At 47.7% G+C, this 17,557-nt stretch carries 14 protein-coding genes; 7 read left to right on the top strand and 7 right to left on the bottom strand.

The genetic code is table 11. From position 1 onward, the window contains the following. Positions 1-136: 136 nt before the first annotated feature. From ppx to ACLR2L_RS11625, 3 genes are all read right to left on the bottom strand, one after another. A complete protein-coding gene (ppx, locus tag ACLR2L_RS11635) occupies positions 137-1,666 on the bottom strand; it encodes an exopolyphosphatase (protein WP_413368396.1) in 1,530 nt (509 codons plus the stop codon). Then, positions 1,663-3,735: a polyphosphate kinase 1 gene (ppk1, locus tag ACLR2L_RS11630; protein ID WP_413368395.1), complete on the bottom strand. Its 2,073-nt coding sequence runs from the start codon at positions 3,733-3,735 to the stop codon at positions 1,663-1,665. Before ppk1 ends, ppx begins: the two co-directional genes overlap by 4 nt. 101 nt (positions 3,736-3,836) lie before the next feature. Further along, positions 3,837-4,346 (bottom strand): glycine cleavage system protein R, encoded by a 510-nt coding sequence (locus tag ACLR2L_RS11625; protein ID WP_413368394.1) that lies wholly within the window; start codon positions 4,344-4,346, stop codon positions 3,837-3,839. 137 nt (positions 4,347-4,483) lie between these two features. Here ACLR2L_RS11625 and ACLR2L_RS11620 point away from each other — a divergent pair, with 137 nt between their 5' ends. From ACLR2L_RS11620 to ACLR2L_RS11590, 7 genes are all read left to right on the top strand, one after another. Then, entirely contained in the window at positions 4,484-6,631 is a 2,148-nt protein-coding gene (locus tag ACLR2L_RS11620) for an ABC transporter permease subunit (protein WP_413368393.1), read from the top strand. Then, entirely contained in the window at positions 6,624-8,213 is a 1,590-nt protein-coding gene (gene pstA, locus ACLR2L_RS11615) for a phosphate ABC transporter permease PstA (protein ID WP_370298082.1), read from the top strand. The genes ACLR2L_RS11620 and pstA overlap by 8 nt, the downstream gene beginning before the upstream one ends. A gap of 5 nt (positions 8,214-8,218) precedes the next feature. Continuing rightward, complete coding sequence (gene pstB / locus ACLR2L_RS11610; protein WP_140961905.1) at positions 8,219-9,025, top strand: phosphate ABC transporter ATP-binding protein PstB; 807 nt, start codon at positions 8,219-8,221, stop codon at positions 9,023-9,025. Between the two features lie 14 nt (positions 9,026-9,039). After that, a complete protein-coding gene (gene phoU / locus ACLR2L_RS11605; protein WP_140961903.1) occupies positions 9,040-9,756 on the top strand; it encodes a phosphate signaling complex protein PhoU in 717 nt (238 codons plus the stop codon). A 317-nt stretch (positions 9,757-10,073) separates the two neighbouring features. Continuing rightward, positions 10,074-11,342 carry an inorganic phosphate transporter gene (locus ACLR2L_RS11600; protein ID WP_413368398.1) on the top strand — a complete coding sequence of 423 codons (1,269 nt, stop codon included), beginning with the start codon at positions 10,074-10,076 and terminating at the stop codon, positions 11,340-11,342. A 526-nt stretch (positions 11,343-11,868) separates the two neighbouring features. After that, positions 11,869-12,837 carry a universal stress protein gene (locus ACLR2L_RS11595; RefSeq protein WP_413368392.1) on the top strand — a complete coding sequence of 323 codons (969 nt, stop codon included), beginning with the start codon at positions 11,869-11,871 and terminating at the stop codon, positions 12,835-12,837. Positions 12,838-12,892: 55 nt separating this feature from the next. Beyond that, on the top strand, positions 12,893-13,189 hold the full coding sequence (locus ACLR2L_RS11590) for a GIY-YIG nuclease family protein (RefSeq protein ID WP_413368397.1): 297 nt from the start codon (positions 12,893-12,895) through the stop codon (positions 13,187-13,189). A gap of 847 nt (positions 13,190-14,036) precedes the next feature. Here ACLR2L_RS11590 and ACLR2L_RS11585 read toward each other — a convergent pair. From ACLR2L_RS11585 to ACLR2L_RS11570, 4 genes are all read right to left on the bottom strand, one after another. Next, positions 14,037-14,975: a hypothetical protein gene (locus tag ACLR2L_RS11585; RefSeq protein ID WP_413368391.1), complete on the bottom strand. Its 939-nt coding sequence runs from the start codon at positions 14,973-14,975 to the stop codon at positions 14,037-14,039. Between the two features lie 22 nt (positions 14,976-14,997). Continuing rightward, complete coding sequence (locus ACLR2L_RS11580) at positions 14,998-15,648, bottom strand: hypothetical protein (RefSeq protein WP_140961919.1); 651 nt, start codon at positions 15,646-15,648, stop codon at positions 14,998-15,000. Next, positions 15,641-16,183 carry an RNA polymerase sigma factor gene (locus ACLR2L_RS11575; RefSeq protein ID WP_413368390.1) on the bottom strand — a complete coding sequence of 181 codons (543 nt, stop codon included), beginning with the start codon at positions 16,181-16,183 and terminating at the stop codon, positions 15,641-15,643. Before ACLR2L_RS11575 ends, ACLR2L_RS11580 begins: the two co-directional genes overlap by 8 nt. Positions 16,184-16,258: 75 nt before the next feature. Further along, positions 16,259-17,167, bottom strand: a complete 909-nt coding sequence (locus ACLR2L_RS11570) for a hydrogen peroxide-inducible genes activator (protein ID WP_140961923.1) — start codon at positions 17,165-17,167, stop codon at positions 16,259-16,261. Between the last annotated feature and the right edge of the window lie 390 nt (positions 17,168-17,557).

Below are 17,557 nucleotides of genomic sequence, written 5' to 3'. Positions count from 1 at the left end.
GGAAAGTGCGAAGCGCTTGTCCCCATCCGTCGTCCCGGAAAGTGCGAAGCACTTGTCCCCATCCTTCGTCCCGGAAAGCGCGAAGCGCTTATCCCCATCCTTCGTCCCGGAAAGTGCGAAGCGCTTATCCGGGATCTCAGGAAACAGTCAGCTCAATACCGACAGCCGACTGATAGCCTTTTTCTCGTTCCAAATCTGCTGTCATTATAGGTTTTGATGGCAGCCATTCAGGTGGGAAGGTCAGCGATAATCTGCACTTCTCAACGTCAACTGCAAAATCAGGCAGAAAGTCTTCCTGGCGCTTAATATTCAACAACACGCCCAAACGCAACAACACGATCAGACGGTATACGTCTTCTTTTCCGTATTGTGTGAAGTTGGGTATGTCTGCTACGCGGATTTTCTTGCGATGAAAGCGTACAAGCGTTGCCAATAGTTCCTGCTGTGCCTGATTAAATCCTGGCATATCCACATTTTGCAGGATATAGGCGGAGTGACGTTGTACGCCACGGGTGTTTATCTGAATGCCTACCTCGTGCAGTAATGCTGCCCAACCTAGTATGGCACGGTAGTCCGGATGACTCAGTTTCCATGCTTTCTGGCAGTGATTAAATAACGTAATGGTTGTATTGAGCACCAAATGTGCCTGCGCTGTGTCCACGTCATAACGCGTTGCCAGGCTGCTGGCAGTGCGGCTACGGATGTCACTGTTATGCAGCTCATCCTCCATCTGGTATAACACGCCTTCACGCAGCGCCGCGGGAGAATACTCCAGTGATTCAATCTTCAGTGCTTTAAAAAGGCCAATCAACACACATAATCCGGCGGGCATAACCGGGCGTCTGTCATCGGTCATTTCAGGAAAGTTAAGTTGATCGATATGGCCAGCTTCGATGAATTGCTTCATCAGCGTCTTTAAGTCTTTCAACGTAATAGGTTTATCGTATACTTCTTTTTGTTCTTTTTGTACCAGCGCACAAATGGCTTTGATGGTACCGGAAGTGCCGATACAGCGTTGCCAGCCCAAGCGTCGGTAACGCTCTTCAATGGGTTCCATTTCCTGTTCTGCTGCGGTGATCGCCTTTTCAAACGCTTTGGTTTTTAATTCACCATTGGCAAAAAAGCGCTGAGTATAGCTTACACAACCCATTTGCAGGCTTCGCAACAACAACGGGTTTAATCCTTCACCTATTATAAACTCGGTAGAGCCACCACCTATATCCACCACTAAACGCTTGCCCGTGTCGTGATTGGTATGCGCCACACCTGAATAAATTAACCGCGCCTCCTCGGTACCCGATATAACCTCGATGGGATAGGGCAGAATTTGCAGGGCTTCTTCAATAAATTCCTTTGCATTTACTGCCCGTCGAAGCGTATGGGTAGCGACAATTCTCACCGAATCAGGCTCGAAGCCTTTTAGCGAATCTGCAATCACTTTGAGTGTGTCCAGTCCGCGCTGTTTTGCTTCACCACCCAATAGATTATTGTCGTCCAGTCCTTCCGCTAAGCGGACGCGTTGTTTTACCCGGTGAAGAATTTGTACTGAACCTGCCACAATGCGAGCTACCACCAGGTGAAAGCTGTTAGAACCAATGTCCAGTGCTGCAACTTTGGTAACTTCGCGGCTTTCTACACCAGAAAAGGACGATGGATCCGGACTCATTTTTTCTCTTCCAGCTGTTTAAGGTAATTGTAAATCTCTTCCTGAGAACGCATTTTTCTGCGGTTGCCTCGTTTAACGTACTGGTTCGTTTGATCCTTGTCGATTTCCCTGGCTTTCATGGTATCGCGAAACTGAATTTCCATAATATCCACAATGCGTTGTTGCAGAGCTTCGTCGTACACTGGTGCACCCACTTCAATACGGTTGTCCATGTTCCGCATCATCCAGTCGGCAGACGAAATATAAACTTTGCGGTTGCCACCTCCGTTAAAAATCATTACGCGCGGGTGTTCCAGAAAACGGTCTACTACAGAAATAATTTTAATGTTTTCGCTCAACCCTTTTATACCGGTACGCAGGCTACACATACCGCGCACAATACCGCGGATTTTTACGCCTGCCTGACTGGCGCGATACAAATCGTCAATCAGTTCGTTATCAACCAGGTTATTAATTTTAAAGGTGATCCCAGCCTTGTGACCCTCTTTCATGTATTGAATTTCTTGACGGATCAGCGACTGTACTTTGGTTCGGGCGTTTAACGGTGAAATTTGTAAATGCTGGAACTTATAGCGACGATACGGGTTTGAAATTAAATCAAATACAGAGTTACCTTCCTCAGCCATTTCCTGATTCTTGGTAAACAAACTAAAGTCGGTATAAATTTTGGCCGTTTTCTCGTTAAAGTTACCGGTACCAAAATGCGCGTAGTGCATTAACTTGCCGCGCTCTTCACGCGACACAATACACAGTTTGGAGTGAATTTTAAGTGAAGGTACGCCCAGAATTACGCGAATACCGGCATCGGTCATGCGCTTCGACCACTCAATGTTGGCTTCTTCGTCGAAACGGGCGCGTAGCTCTACAATTACCGTTACTTTTTTGCCGTTGTCCACAGCGTCAATCAGTGAGCTAATGATCCGCGAGTGGCTCGCCACCCGGTAAATATTAATACGAATTGATTTAACACTGGGGTCGAATGCCGCCTGGCGCACAAATTCAGTAAAGTGCAAAAAGCGGTGATACGGATAATACAGCAGTATGTCATGGGCACTGATTGCATCGAACACTGTGTTGTATGCCGAAAAGTCCTTGGTATCAATGGCAGGTAACGGCGGGTGTTCAAGATACTCTCGCCCCACGTTTGGAAAACCAATAAAGTCTTTGAAGTTGCGGTAATGACCAGCAGAATGCAGTGTATCCAGCTTGGTTATCTTCAGGCGGCGCTGCAGATCTTCAATCATGTCGGCAGGCATGTCCTGATCATGGATCACCCGAACCGGCTCGGCAATTAATCGCTGCTTCATACTTTCCGACATTTTCTCTACATAACTTTCGTCGATTTCGTCGTTAATAAAGTATTCAGCGTCGCGGGTCATTTTAAATGAGTACGACTCCAGAGTATCGAATTTAACAAAACCGCGGAAAATTTCCTCCATCGACAGCTGGATCATATCGTCGAGCAATATGATGTGTTTACTCTTTCTACTGCGCTGCGGCGGGATCAGGAAAAATCGCGATACCTCGGATGTAGGTACTTGCACTACGGCAAATCGCGGGCTGCGGCCTTCACGGCGCAGTGCCACATACAAATAAACGGTGTTGCCGTTTAAGCGCCTAAGCAAGTCGGTTTTCTTATCAATCAAAATAGGGGCAATATGGCGTAATACTTTGTTGATAAAGTAATTGCGCACCCATTCACGCTGATAGTCAGTGAGTTCGTTCTTTTGCAGAATAATAATGCTGTAGCGCGCCAGCGCCTTTACAACTTCTTTGTGTATGGTGTCGAATTTTTTCGACAGCGCCACTACTTTTTGCTGAATTTGCTCTAACAGTCTGCGTTGATGCTGGGCTTCCAAATCATTACCGTCGTTTTGGGCAATGATGATCTGGCGTTTTACATCAGACACTCTCACGCGGAAGAATTCATCCAGGTTATTGGAGTAAATACCCAGAAAGCGAATGCGTTCCACGGCGGGGTTATTTCTGTCGGCGGCTTCCTGCAACACTCGTTCGTTGAAAGACAACCAGCTCAGTTCTTTTGGGTAATAAAGGTCAGTCGATTCCATAATTACATCAGTTATTCAGCAATCAAAACGCGTTAACATAGCAGTTGAGTATTACAACCTGTTGACGGCGTTAAAAATATTTTCTAACCGCGCTATGCGGTTCAGGATAAGGTTGTGGTTATATCCACTACCAAATCGTTGGCAACCGCTTCCAGTGCTTCCTGCAAATCATCGCGGTCTAAATCGGCTGACACGCCCACGCGCAGTTGTGCTTTAAACATCTGGCTACCCCAGTTGGGTGCACTTTCACAGGTTGATGCAAAGTGCAGTATGTTCAGGTTAAAGCCATTAAGCACATTGGTAATTTCCTGAACAATGCCGGTACGGTCGTTGCCCATTACCTCTATTCGAAGCATTTCATCGGGATGTGCGGTGGTTTCTGTTACCGACTGGGAGTGGACCTGTAAACCGTCGAGTTTGTTGAGGGCCTCAATTAATGCGTGGTGTTGTTCGGCAGGTACCAGCACTTCCACAAACCCGGCAAACTGCCCGGCCATGTGGGCAAAGCTGCTGGCTTGCCAGTTTCCCCCATGCTGGTAGACCTTTTTAGCAACGGCATCAACCAGACCAGGACGGTCTTTACCAATAACAGTGATGATGACAGGCTTCATACATTCACTCCTGTGAGTTGTACTGTGAGGTCGAAAAAACTGACCCTGACAGGTATTTATAAGTTTCTCTTGATCTTAAAATATCACAACTTACACTGCTGAGCAGTGCAATTTAAGCCAAATCATGACTCCGAATAATGAATGTAGCAGCTAAGCAGGAAACTGTACTGAAAAAACGTCGTCGCCGTGACATCACAGCGCGAGTGATTATCAGTGGGTTTGGCGCAATGGTGCTGCTAACCATGGTAATACTGATCTGGCATTTCTTTTCTCAGGCGGCTGATTTTGCTTTTTCTCCGGATGCCGAGATCCAAACGGAATTACCGGTGTTACCGACGGGCCGCTTTTTATATGCAGGGGACATCGACAGCGGACAAGCTGCCATTTTGCAAGGCCCTGGTTGTCGCCTGACACTGACTACGCTGGTGGATAACGAACTTACCGCCGGTCAATCCATTCGACGCCCTTGTTCTCATTCACTGACGACGCATTTGGTTCAGGGGACTCCCTACGCGATTGATATCTCGGCTACCGGGCAGGTACGGTTATTTCCTGTTCCAACATTTGCTGCTTCACACGAAGTTGCCATGGTAGGTAGTCCGCTGGCCAGTGAACTGTCATTTGCAATACCAGAAGCCGTTTGGGCGGCTAAAATAAACTGGTCACTGGAAGTAGGCGAAAAGTGGCTTATTTTGGTTGTTAATACGGAGAAGTCTCAGTTTATTCAGTGGGTTAACCGGCAGGACCCTGCCAGAATTATTCGGCATACCCTAACCGATTTACTGCCCATCGTGTTACTTCCCGATAGCAATCAGATAATGCAAATTCGAGACAATATCCTGCTTTTTTACAACGAAAAGCACGTGCTGATTGACCGCATTGTGTTACCCGACCCGGTAGTACAGGCGTTTACCTTTGTAAAAGGGCGTTCACTGCTTGTTTCACATCCCAACAGCGCGATGAGCAGGCTAACGGTATATAACGATAAAGGGGTATTGCGATATCAGCTTGCGTATAAACTGGCTTTAAAGCCCAATGAGCAACCCGTTGCAATTAACCCACATGCCAGTGTAAACGGATTAGCCATGATTACTAATCAGCAACAGTTATTGCTGATTAATCAGGTGACCGGCGAAATTGTAGAACGACGCGCATTGCCGTTTCAGCCAACCGGCTTGAGTTGGTTTGACGATCGGGTATATGTGTATTCTGATAGCACCTTGCTTAAGTTACACATCAACCATTTGGCTGGGCTCAGCACAATAGATAGTCTCTTATCGCCGCAACTTTACGAAGGTTATCGACAGCCAGACCAATTGTGGCAAACCACCAGTGCCAGTGATTACCAGGAAACAAAAATGAACCTGGTGCCATTGTTAATGGGCAGTATCAAAGCGTCGGGCCTGGCGTTGCTTATTGCTATTCCGCTTGCCTTGGGGGCGGCGGTGTATACTGCGTATTTTGCCCGTCCAAGAGTGCGCGATAATATGAAACCTGCAATCGAAATGCTGGAGGCCATTCCTTCCGTTTTGATTGGATTCATTGCTGCAATCTGGCTGGCACCGTTGGCTGAGCGCTTTTTATTTTCGTTCGCCGTGTTTTTATTTACGGTGCCATTTAGTTTGTTGTTGATTGCCTTAATTCAGCACAAAGTTGCGCGCAATCTGCCTGCCCGCGTGCGCAATACGGCTGAACTGGTGCTGCCTGTACTTGGCATACTGGGTCTGGGTTATATCAGCATTGAATGGGCACCACAGTTGCTGTTTTACATACTGGAAGTCAACGACTTTGACTTTATTACCGATACCACCGGCGTGCCGGTAGGTAAAACCACCATTTTGGTAGCGATAGCCCTGGGCTTTGCTATTTCGCCCAGTATTTATTCTTTGGCAGAGGATGCCATTAGTGGCGTGCCAACAAGTTTACGCCAGGCCTCTTATGCGTTGGGGGCAACCCGTTTACAAACCCTGCGCAGAGTGGTGTTGAGGGTGGCCTTTCCGGGAATAATGGCGGCTATTATGCTCGGATTTGGGCGCGCTTTTGGCGAAACCATGATTGTGTTAATGGTAACGGGAAATACGCCGATTGCCGATTGGGATTTGTTTGCTGGTTTGCGCGCACTTACGGCTAACCTCGCTATTGAATTGCCCGAAGCCGAATTAGACAGTATGCATTACAAGGTACTGTTCTTAACCGCATGTGTATTATTTACTTTCACGTTTTTGGTAAATACGCTGGCCGAGTTATTACGTCAACGATTGCGCAGGAATGCCAGTTATGGGTAAGTGGTCATTCAGACGTTTTCTGTCTAATCGTCAGCAGCAGTCATTTGTAATTAGTTTGGGCGCGTTTTGTGCCAGTTTGTTACTGGTTGCTTTAGTGTGTGTATTAGGGTTAATTGCCTTGCGTGGTAGTGATTATTTTTGGCCTCGCCCAGTGCACAACCTTACTTATACGGATGCGGCGGGTAGCGCGCACAAAGTGTATGCTCAGGTAGGGGCAGGGCAGGTCGCCAGTCAATATAGTGCCGCAACTCAACACCTGTGGCTGATCCGATATTCAAATGCCGCTTATCCGTTTGGTAATCAGCTTATTCTGGAAACGCCCGCTATTCAGAATCTGGCGGTTGCAAAAGAAGCGGCTGATATTGTGCTGAAAGACGGCACCCGGATTTTTGCACAGCCGATAAGCCTGGATTTACCTGGTAAGCCGGCGCAATCCTTGGCAGCGCTGGAACAGGCGCGTCAGCAGGTTAACGCGTTACAGTTCGACATCGACCAAATCCGCACGCTTCATCTTGCGCCAATCCACCGCCGTTTGGCCGAATTGGATATACGGGCAGTAGCCGATGATGCACCGGCCAGAGAACGGCTTTCCCGCGAGTTCAGCGTATGGCAAAACCGGGTACTGGAATTGGAATCCCAGCTTGCCGAGTTTCGATTGCATATTCAGTTTGCCAGCGGTGAGGGATTTTCAATTCTCCTTAACGATCTGGACCAGCTCAATTATACCGGACAGCTAAGTCCGTGGGGCAAAGCGGGTGTCGCAGCCAACGCCATTTGGACGTTCTTAACGGACTCACCCAAACAAGCAAATACCGCAGGCGGGGTATTCCCAGCCTTGTTTGGTACCGTGCTGATGATATTTATTATGACTATTCTGGTGACGCCTTTCGGTGTAATGGCGGCGATTTATCTTACCGAGTATGCTCCCGACAATACGATGACGGCAGTCATTCGCATCTGTGTTAGCAACATGGCGGGAGTGCCGTCAATTGTGTATGGCGTATTCGGACTCGGCTTCTTTGTATACTTCGTGGGTGGCCAAATTGACGAACTGTTCTTCGGTGATCGTTTACCTGCCCCTACAATGGGAACTCCCGGCGTATTCTGGGCGGCATTAACCATGGCAATACTTACATTGCCTGTGGTAATTGTAGCTACCGAAGAGGGGCTAAGGCGCGTACCCCAGCGATTAAAAGCAGGTAGCTATGCATTAGGTGCTACCAAACTGGAAACCATTTGGCACACCATACTGCCGATCGCTAGTCCCGGTATTATGACCGGTGTGATCCTTGCCATCGCGCGGGCCGCTGGTGAAGTTGCACCGCTAATGCTGGTTGGCGCTGTAAAATTTGCGCCCAATCTTCCGTTTGATGGCGAATTCCCCTATCTGCACCTGGATCGCCAGTTTATGCATTTGGGTGTGTTAATATACGACGGCGCATTCCACAGCCAAACAGACATGCGAAGCGCGTCTATGATGTTTGCCAGTTGCTTATTGTTATTACTGGTGGTTTTTGTATTAAATATTCTGGCTGTGATCCTACGTAAGCGGCTACGTCAACGATATTTGCGAGGTTACTGACGCTCATGCTGAAACTGTTCGAACGGGAACGACTCAACCTGGAAGGGCTGTCACCGGAACAAACGGCCATCGAAGTTCGCGATCTGAATCTGCGATTGGGTCAAAAGCATGTGTTGCATAACATTAACATGCGGATCCCAAAACACCGCATTACGGCGCTGATTGGCCAGAGTGGTTGTGGAAAGTCGTCGTTGATAGCCTGCTTTAACCGCATGAATGATTTAATTTTAAATAGCCAAACCAGCGGCGAAATCATCATTGAAGGGCGCAATATTAATCACAAGAAAGAAAACCTGTCTTTGCTGCGCTCTCAGGTGGGCATGGTATTTCAACGTCCAAATCCCTTTCCAATGAGCATATATGACAATGTGTGTTACGGATTGCGGTTACAAGGCATTAAGCAGCGTCGCCAGCTCGACGATGCGGTAGAACGAGCCTTGCACGAGGCAGCGCTGTGGGAAGAAGTAAAAGACCGGCTGTTTGACTCGGCCATGATTTTATCGGGTGGTCAGCAGCAGCGCCTGGTGATAGCTCGCGCGCTTGCTTTAAACCCCGCTATTTTGTTACTGGATGAACCAACCTCTGCGTTAGATCCATTAACTACCCTGTTTATTGAAGAGTTAATGGGCGAACTCAAGAAGCGCTGTACCATTGTTATCGTTACACACAACATGCAGCAAGCGGCCCGGGTTTCCGATTACACCGCGTTTCTGCATCAGGGCGAGTTAATCGAATTCAGCGATAGCGATACGTTGTTCACTATGCCCGACAAAAAACAAACCGAAGATTACATTACCGGCCGTTACGGCTAGGGGGAGGCAACAGCATGCATCAGGTTGCACTAAATACCCATATATCTGACCGCTTTAACCTTGAACTGGAAAACCTGCGAAACTCCGTGCTCACTATGGGCGGCGAAGTAGAACAGCAGTTAATTGATACGCTCAAAGCTATTAGTACCAATAATCCTGGGCTGGCGGAAAAAGTGATCCTTAACGATTTGAAAGTGAATTCCATGGAGATGCAAATCGACGAGGAATGTTTGAGGATCATTGCAAAGCGGCATCCCACGGCCAGTGACTTGCGATTAATCATGACCATTTCAAAAGCCATTACAGACATTGAGCGGATGGGGGATGAAATAGAGCGCATAGCCAAACTGGTAACCAAACAAAAGATCCCTGCATCGGAGTCGATTAAAAGCAGTATGTTGCAAATTGGTCAGCAGGTAACGGCCATGATGCGAGGTACGTTTGATGCTTTTGCCCGGCAGGATGAGCGAGCTGCCCTTATTGTGTACGATCAGGACAACCGTATCGACAGCGAATATAAAAAGTTGCTCACTTTTACAACCGGTGAAATGTCGCGTTCAGGGCAGTCAATGGAAGACTGGCTGGAAATTCTGTGGGCATTGCGTTCGCTTGAGCGGATTGGTGACCGGTGCAAAAATATTTGCGAATACGTTGTCTCACTCACCAGTGGTAAAGATGTAAGGCATACTAAACTGGAAAGTTTGCAACAAAAAATAGATGATCTAACCTAAACAACTAGCAGCTCTAGCGGCTAGAGCTGCCTTAAATCTGTAATTAAAGTGAAATATTTGATGTAAATATCAGCGATCAGGATGATAAACACGATTATTTATAGCAGATCGTCGAAATTGGTCTATGGCTTGTCAGCGGATTAAGTTAGAATGCGCCGCAATATTGAAGCTTCAGTATAAAAAACGAACGAAGAACAATGCATAAATTCAAAACGCTGGCAGTAAGTGTAAACGCGACAGAATGCCCGTCAGCAGTAAACATGTCTATCATCGCACAACGGCTGAAAGACTGCTAAACAGACCAGGAGCTAATGTCAGTGGATTTCCTTCAAAGTTATGGCATGATTCTTATCATCCTCGCCGCCGTGGTGGGATTTGTTATGGCCTGGGGTATTGGTGCAAACGACGTAGCCAATGCCATGGGTACGTCTGTTGGTTCAAAAGCCCTCACCATTAAACAGGCAATTATTATTGCCATGATTTTTGAGTTTGCGGGTGCCTACCTTGCTGGTGGCGAAGTAACCGCAACTATTCGTAAAGGCATTATAGATACCGCCTATTTCGTTGATATTCCAGAATATTTGGTTCTGGGCATGATCTCCTCACTGTTTGCCGCAGGGTTGTGGCTTGGGGTTGCGTCGTACCTGGGCTGGCCGGTGTCTACAACTCACTCCATCGTTGGTGCCATTATTGGTTTTACCGCTGTTGGCGTAAGTGTTGAAGCCGTTGAATGGAGTAAAGTGGGCGGTATTGTCGGTAGCTGGATTATTACCCCGGCTATCTCCGGTGTGATTGCCTACTTGATCTTCATGAGTGCCCACAAACTGATTTTTGAAACCGACAAACCCTTCCACTATGCCCGTAAATACGTCCCGTTTTACATGGCATTTGCCGGGTTTGTGATGTCGCTGGTAACGATTACAAAAGGCTTGTCCCACGTCGGTTTAGGCTTATCAGCTACGGCCGGTTATGTATTATCGGTAGTCATTGCAATCGTTATTGCCTTTGTGGGTAAATGGTTAATCAATCGTCAGGTTTATAGTCATTCTAACGACGCTGATTTACAACGCGCAAACGTAGAAAAAGTATTCGCCATTTTAATGGTGGTTACTGCATGCTGCATGGCGTTTGCACACGGTTCAAATGATGTGGCCAATGCTATCGGCCCATTGGCTGCGGTAGTAAGTGTGGTTTCCAGCGGCGGTGAAATTGGCTCTAATAGCGAACTTGCACCTTGGATTTTGCCATTAGGCGGATTGGGCATTGTTGCAGGTTTGGCCCTGTTTGGTCATCGCGTCATTGCCACTATTGGCGAAGGCATAACACATCTCACCCCAAGCCGTGGCTTTGCAGCTGAAATGGCTGCCGCCTGTACAGTAGTAATTGCATCCGGCACGGGATTACCTATATCAACCACACAAACATTGGTGGGTGCAGTATTGGGTGTGGGCTTGGCTCGTGGTGTATCCGCACTTAATTTAGGTGTGATACGTAATATTGTGATTTCATGGGTGGTAACTTTACCCGCCGGCGCGATCCTGTCAATTATGTGCTTCTACGCACTTAAACTGATTTTCGGCGTATAGGCTTTACACCTCGTAGCCGCTCCCTATACGCCATCGCGATTGCCGAATACGCTATCCTGATCCTTATTCGTCATTACCGTTGTAAGTCATCTCACCTTTTCTTCGTCACCCCACCTTTACTTCGTCATCCCACCTTTACTTCGTTATCCCACTTTTACTTCGTTATCCCACCTTTACTTCGTCATCCCCGCGAAGGCGGGGATCTTATTTGGCAAAGGCAAGCTGTTTGAGTAGACCCCGGGTCGAGCCCGGGGCGACGGGAAAGGAATGTCATCCCGGCTTCCAACTCCCGTCATCCCCGCACACTCCCCGTCATCCCCGCTTCCAACACCCGTCATCCCCGCGAAGGCGGGGATCTTATTTGGCAAAGGCACGCTGTTAAAGAAGACTCTGGATCGAGCCCGGGGCAACGGAAGGAAACGTTATTTCCGTCTATCAGGTAATTAAATACGCAGTTTTATGTCTTCAAACTGTCACAAACTAACGTCAATATCAAAATCATACTGAATATGCAAAGAGTGATGCCGTGCGCCCTCAGTACAATCAAATTCTGTGCGTGCTTACCAGTACATCTGGTCAGGATGCGCTAATCACCAAAGCTGTGGCACTGTCGAAGTTACATCAGGCTAACCTCACTATTCAGTTGGCTTTACCTGCATTGCCACCCAATGCCCGGTTAGTAATGGCATCGTTTGCTTACATTGAGTCTCAGGAGTCATTAATTTGCGATGCGGAACGTTGGCTTTGCAATCACGTTGATAATTTGGATACCGGGTGGCCTGTTCATTGTGAAGTGACAGTGGGAGATGTGAGTCAGGATGTACTGGAGACGGTTTCAACTTTAAGCGTGGACCTTGTGATTGCTCAAGCTAAATCCGGTGTCAGCGGGCGCCTATTTGGCGCTGACGCACTGCACCTATTGCGACACTGTGCAAGTCCGGTTTGGTTACTACCTGCATCTTCTCCACCACACCACAATGTGGTTATTGCTGCAGTTGACTTAAATTACCACTACGGAAATGAGCACGCAGCAGTACGTAAGGGGTTGAACAAATCTATTGTCCAGCAAGCGTCGGCGTTAGCATTACTTAGTAAGGGGGTTCTGCATCTGGTGCATGTGTACGAATCTATACCTGAGCAATACATCAGCGAAGGTCTGCTTTCCATGCCGCAGGACGAATTGGCTACCATGAACGAACTTATTCGTCAGGAACGCGATCAGGCAATGGCTTCACTGGTGATTGAACTACAGGCGTCGCTCCAAAGAAATAATGAGTGTCTGGATATTCAAACACATTTGGTATATGGCCAACCTGTAGCAGGCATAGCAACAACTGCATTGCAGCTGGATGCCGACGTTGTGGTAGTGGGCTCCATTACCCAACCCGGCATTCCCGGCTGGCTAGCCGGTAGTATAGCGGAAGAACTGGCTGGCGAGTTACATTGCTCAATATTGGCAATAAAACCTGGGCAAATCAGTGCTGATGATCAGTAGCTAAACATCATTCTACCGGTTCAAATTAAGTTTTATTTATGAACTTGTGGCAAGCATGTCGGAGCGTCTCCCTGCTGTATATATTCTTTCTAACGAAACACGAACTGTGCTGTATGTTGGCGTTACAAGTAATTTGATACAGCGCATTTATCAACACAAAATGTCAATGGCTGTGGGTTTCTGCACCAAATACAAGGTGAAAGATCTTGTTTATTTCGAGATGCATGAAGACATGTATGCCGCTATAACACGCGAAAAACAACTTAAACACTGGCGGCGCAGCTGGAAGGAAAGGCTGATAACACAACAAAATCCGGGCTGGTATGATTTGTATCCGTTGATTAACCGTTAACAGACGATGCGTAAGAACCAAGCTCCATTCTTTCATCCACACTTATTCCTCATCAGCCGCTATTCCGTTATCCCCGCTTCCAACTCCTGTCATCCCCGCTTCTAACTCCTGTCATCCCTGCTTCCAACTCCTGCCATCCCTGCTTCCAATTCCTGTCATCCCCGCGAAGGCGGGGATCTTGTTTGGCAAAGGTACGCTGTTTGAGTAGACCCCGGATCGAGCCCGGGGGGACGCGGAAGTTGGGTCACCCAAGGCGAGGGGGCATCCTCGCGGGTTATTCAAACGGACAAAAAAAATCCGATGTCACAGGGCATCGGATTTGTTTGTTCAACGCTTGGATTGATCTACACCAACACGCCAACTGTCTTTAGCTTGTGGCTTCGGAAATTAGTGGTGTGAAAGAAGCTTAGATTTCTTCTCGATTTTGCAGTCGAGTATACGTTGCGCATTTTTGCGACCAATGTATGCAGCTACTGCGTACGGGTGCTTGCGTTTAAAAAATTTTGTGAATGCCTTTAGCATGGTAAGCCCCCCTTTAAGTATGTTAATCGGTTTTTCACGATTTAAAGCTACAATATTACAGTAATGTGATCAAGTATAAATCTGACATAGTAAGTATAATTTTGTGTTTTTTTATTGGATTTTCAATGTAACGTTTTGATTTTTATGTTTTAAATATTTTATATAAATACGGAAAATCTTCAAATATAGCGTGTTGAATAGGGCTTTTTGGGCTGTTTATGCTTTTACTGGTAGGAGCTGTTGTGGAAATTCACATTAAAAAGCCCGGCTTGCATTATACAATACCGGGCTGAGTGAGAGGGTTGATACTATGCGCCTTAATCTCTTAAAACGCGTACACTTCCGCTTTCGACAATAACTCGCTGGGCTTAATACGTTCGGTTACACAGCTTTTCACCGACTTCTTACTGAATATGTACACTCTGTCTTGCGCTTTTCCATCGTCACCTTTGCCAAAGTTTTTCAGAATAAAGCTAATGTGCTCATCGTCGGGTAGTTCACGTAAACCAGCGCCAAAGCTACACAGGGTGTCACCTACGCTGCCCTCAAAGTTAGCCAAAAAGGTTTTGTAGGCTTGCTGCTGCATTTCACGCTGCTTTTCCAACTCGGCTTTTTTCTCTTCGGCCAGTTCTTTGGCGTAGTCCTGCAGTTCTTTTTCCCGAGTCTGTAAGCCGTCTATGGTGGATTTAATTTCCTTCATTTCGCTTTCTATTTGACGTTTGCGCTCTGCATCCGCGCCGCGCAGTTCAAATTCGAGGTCGCGGTTGCGGCGTTCGAGCTCGCGAAGTTCCCATTCAATTTCGCGGCGATCGCTGCGAAATTCCCGCAGTTTCTCGTCTGTTTTACGCACTATGCGTTCAACCTGGCGCACCACCCGGTCTGCGGTATCTTCCCAATCCTGTTCAAATACAAACTCATAATCGCCGTCAGTCTCAATATGCATGCCATCGGTCACTACGGTAACGGTATGCGATTCTGGTGCTTCTGGTGCAGTAGGCAGCACACTCATTAAGTCACCAAAGTCAAAATCGAACATCATGCTCCGGCCACCGGTATTAATGGTAAAAATAACCCCTTGTTTCGCCAGATAAGTAGCCTCAATACTGCGGTAGCGTACGCCATCTTTGCGGGTATCCTGTTTTAGCGCGGTATCAATAACGCCCGACATAATGTTCAGCTGTTTGTCCAGCTCGGTAAGGTTTTGTGCAACGGCACTGGAAGCCAGGGTTGCGCCAAATAGCGATGCAATTGCGAGTGCTTTCATAATCATTCCACCTGTTATGTGATTACTCGGTGAGGGCAGGGTAGCCATCATCCAGTGAATTAATTTCACGCTGTAGCTGGGTAAGCTGGCGTGCGTAGTAGCGCTGATCGTCATCGCGCTGTTGGTTAATAAACTTAATGAGTTCTGCAAAGTCTTCACGACGCTCCTGTCGGCTTGACGTAAGCAGATACTGCGTAAGTTGAGTACTGTTCTCCTGTTGCTGCTTCTGCAGGGCCGCAACGTACTGGGTAAACATAGTTTGGTTAGCTTGCTGGTAGTCGTTGATCTTCTGATTTACCAACGCGGCCACTTCGTCTTCACTGGGGCCTTGCTGGAAGCCCATGGTTAATTTGCCGTTGCTCACCTGCACAGAGAATCCGCTTACTACCATTACAATGGCCAGTGCCGACATTGCCATAGACATCACTGGCAAGCCTTGCCACTGCCACCATTTTGGTTTGTCGGGAGCAATAAATGTGGCGTTCATATCCCAGGCAGGCATAGGCGGTGGGGTAAATTGTTCGGCCGCAACATTGAGTTGCGTGGCAGCTTCTACCTGCGCAGCAAAAGTACTATCGCTAATGCATAAGGCTTCAAAGGCGGCGCGCTCATCGTTAGTTAAGGCGTTTTCCAGCCATTGGCCGAATAAGTATTCAGACTCGTAATTAGCCATGTTCTACCTCCAAATCCAGTTTTAACTTCGACAATGCGCTGTATAAGCGCGACTTAACCGTGTTGCTGGAAAGTCCAAGCTGTTCGGCTATTTCGTCGAAGGTAAACTGTCCAAAAAATTTCAATTCAATAATGGCACGCTGTGCCAGAGGCAAACGCTGCATTGCAGCGGTAAGGGCCGCACTGGTGCTGTTAGTTATTAAGTGATGTTCCGGGCAAGGGCGCTCGCAACTGAGTTCGTCGTCTTCATCCAACGGGGAGTCGGGCCGTTTTCTACGGTAAAATTCAATGCATCTGAAATGCGCAATTCTGAACAGCCAGGCTTTAAAACTGCCTTCGCCACGGTAATTGGCCAGGCTGCGAAATACCGCAATAAAAATATCCTGCATCAAGTCTGCGGCGTCATGCGGGTTGCCCGTCATGCGAACACCATATTGATAAATAGCAGACTCATAGCGTTTTATAAGCGCGAACCAGGCCTTTTTGTGCCCGCTTAAGGCCTGTTCTATTAGTTGTTCGTCGCGCTTTTCAAACACCGGATATCCCCAAAGTTTTATGTTGTTGTGGGTATAGTCGGGGGGCCGGGCAAAAAAGTTTGCCCGGTTTTAAAATTATTTTAAGGTGGGTACCGGCAGCAACGGCGAAATGATCTCGCCTACCCGGCGGAACAATCGCATTCGGGTGGTGCCGCTGCGCCATACCAAGCCAATTTCCCGGAACGCTTTTTCTTCCGCTGGGAAAGACGTGAGCTGTGTATTTCGCAGTAAATCCTGATTGAGCGCCAGTTCAGGGATAAAGGTATAACCTAACTTGCTATTGGCTAATTGCACCAGGGTATACAACGAGCTGGCTGCCAGCGAACTGATTTGATCGGTATGTTGCAGGTTACAGGCACTTACCGCGTGACCGGTCATGCAGTGTTCTTGCTGAAGCAGAAAGATACTCTTCTTCGGCAACACCGAAATATCCATTGGTGACGGTAATTCGTTTGCCAAATCCTTATGAGCAATTAAATGAAACGGATCGTGACCCAGCACCATTTGCTTGCATCCCGGTGTTTCCATTGGCAGTGCCAGCACCAGTAAATCCAGGCTGCCGTCGGTAAGTTGCTGAAGCAGATTGGCCGTGGTGTCTTCTTGTAACTCTAACTGAATGTCGGGTAAGAATGTGCGAAATGCGCCCAACATGGCTTCAAACAGGAACGGTGCAATGGTGGGAATTACTCCCAGTTTAAGCTTGCCGCGTTGCCAGTTACCAGCGTTTTGTGCGTATTCAACCAGTTCACCGGCTTCCTGAAGGATCACTTTCGATCGTTCAACTACGTCGAGCCCTAACGACGTAAACACAAAGGTTTTGTGTTCACGTTCTAACAACTGGCTACCAAAATGCTCTTCCAGGTTTTGAATTGCCGTACTCAGGGTTGACTGGCTAACGTTACAACGTTGGGCTGCACGGTGGAAATGCTGTTCCTGATGTAAGGTTACCAGGTAATGCAAATGCTTAAGATTTGGCCATTTCATTATTGCTAACTCGATTGTTATTTGTAGTTTTAATCAATTGTATAGATATGTTCGGCAAATAACACCCCTAAAAGTAAGGTTTTTTGATTGCCTGTCACCCCGGGATCTACTCAAACAGGCCGGGATGTGCAAACAAGATCCCCGCCTGCGCGGGGATGACGGAGAAGGGCGGGGATGACTTCCCTTACCGTCATCCCGGGCTTGACCCGGGATCTACTCAAACAACGCACCGATGCTAAACAAGATCCCCGCCTGCGCGGGGATGACGGAGAAGGGCGGGGATGTCTTACCATTCTGTCATCCCGGGCTTGACCCGGGATCTACTCAAACAACGCGCCGATGCTAAACAAGATCCCCGCCTGCGCGGGGATGACGGAGAAGGGCGGGGAT

Source organism: Alteromonas sp. AMM-1 (assembly GCF_047290655.1).
Lineage (GTDB): Bacteria > Pseudomonadota > Gammaproteobacteria > Enterobacterales > Alteromonadaceae > Alteromonas > Alteromonas mangrovi.
The sequence above is the reverse complement of the archived record's forward strand: the minus strand, read 5'-3'. Positions and strand labels throughout refer to the sequence as shown.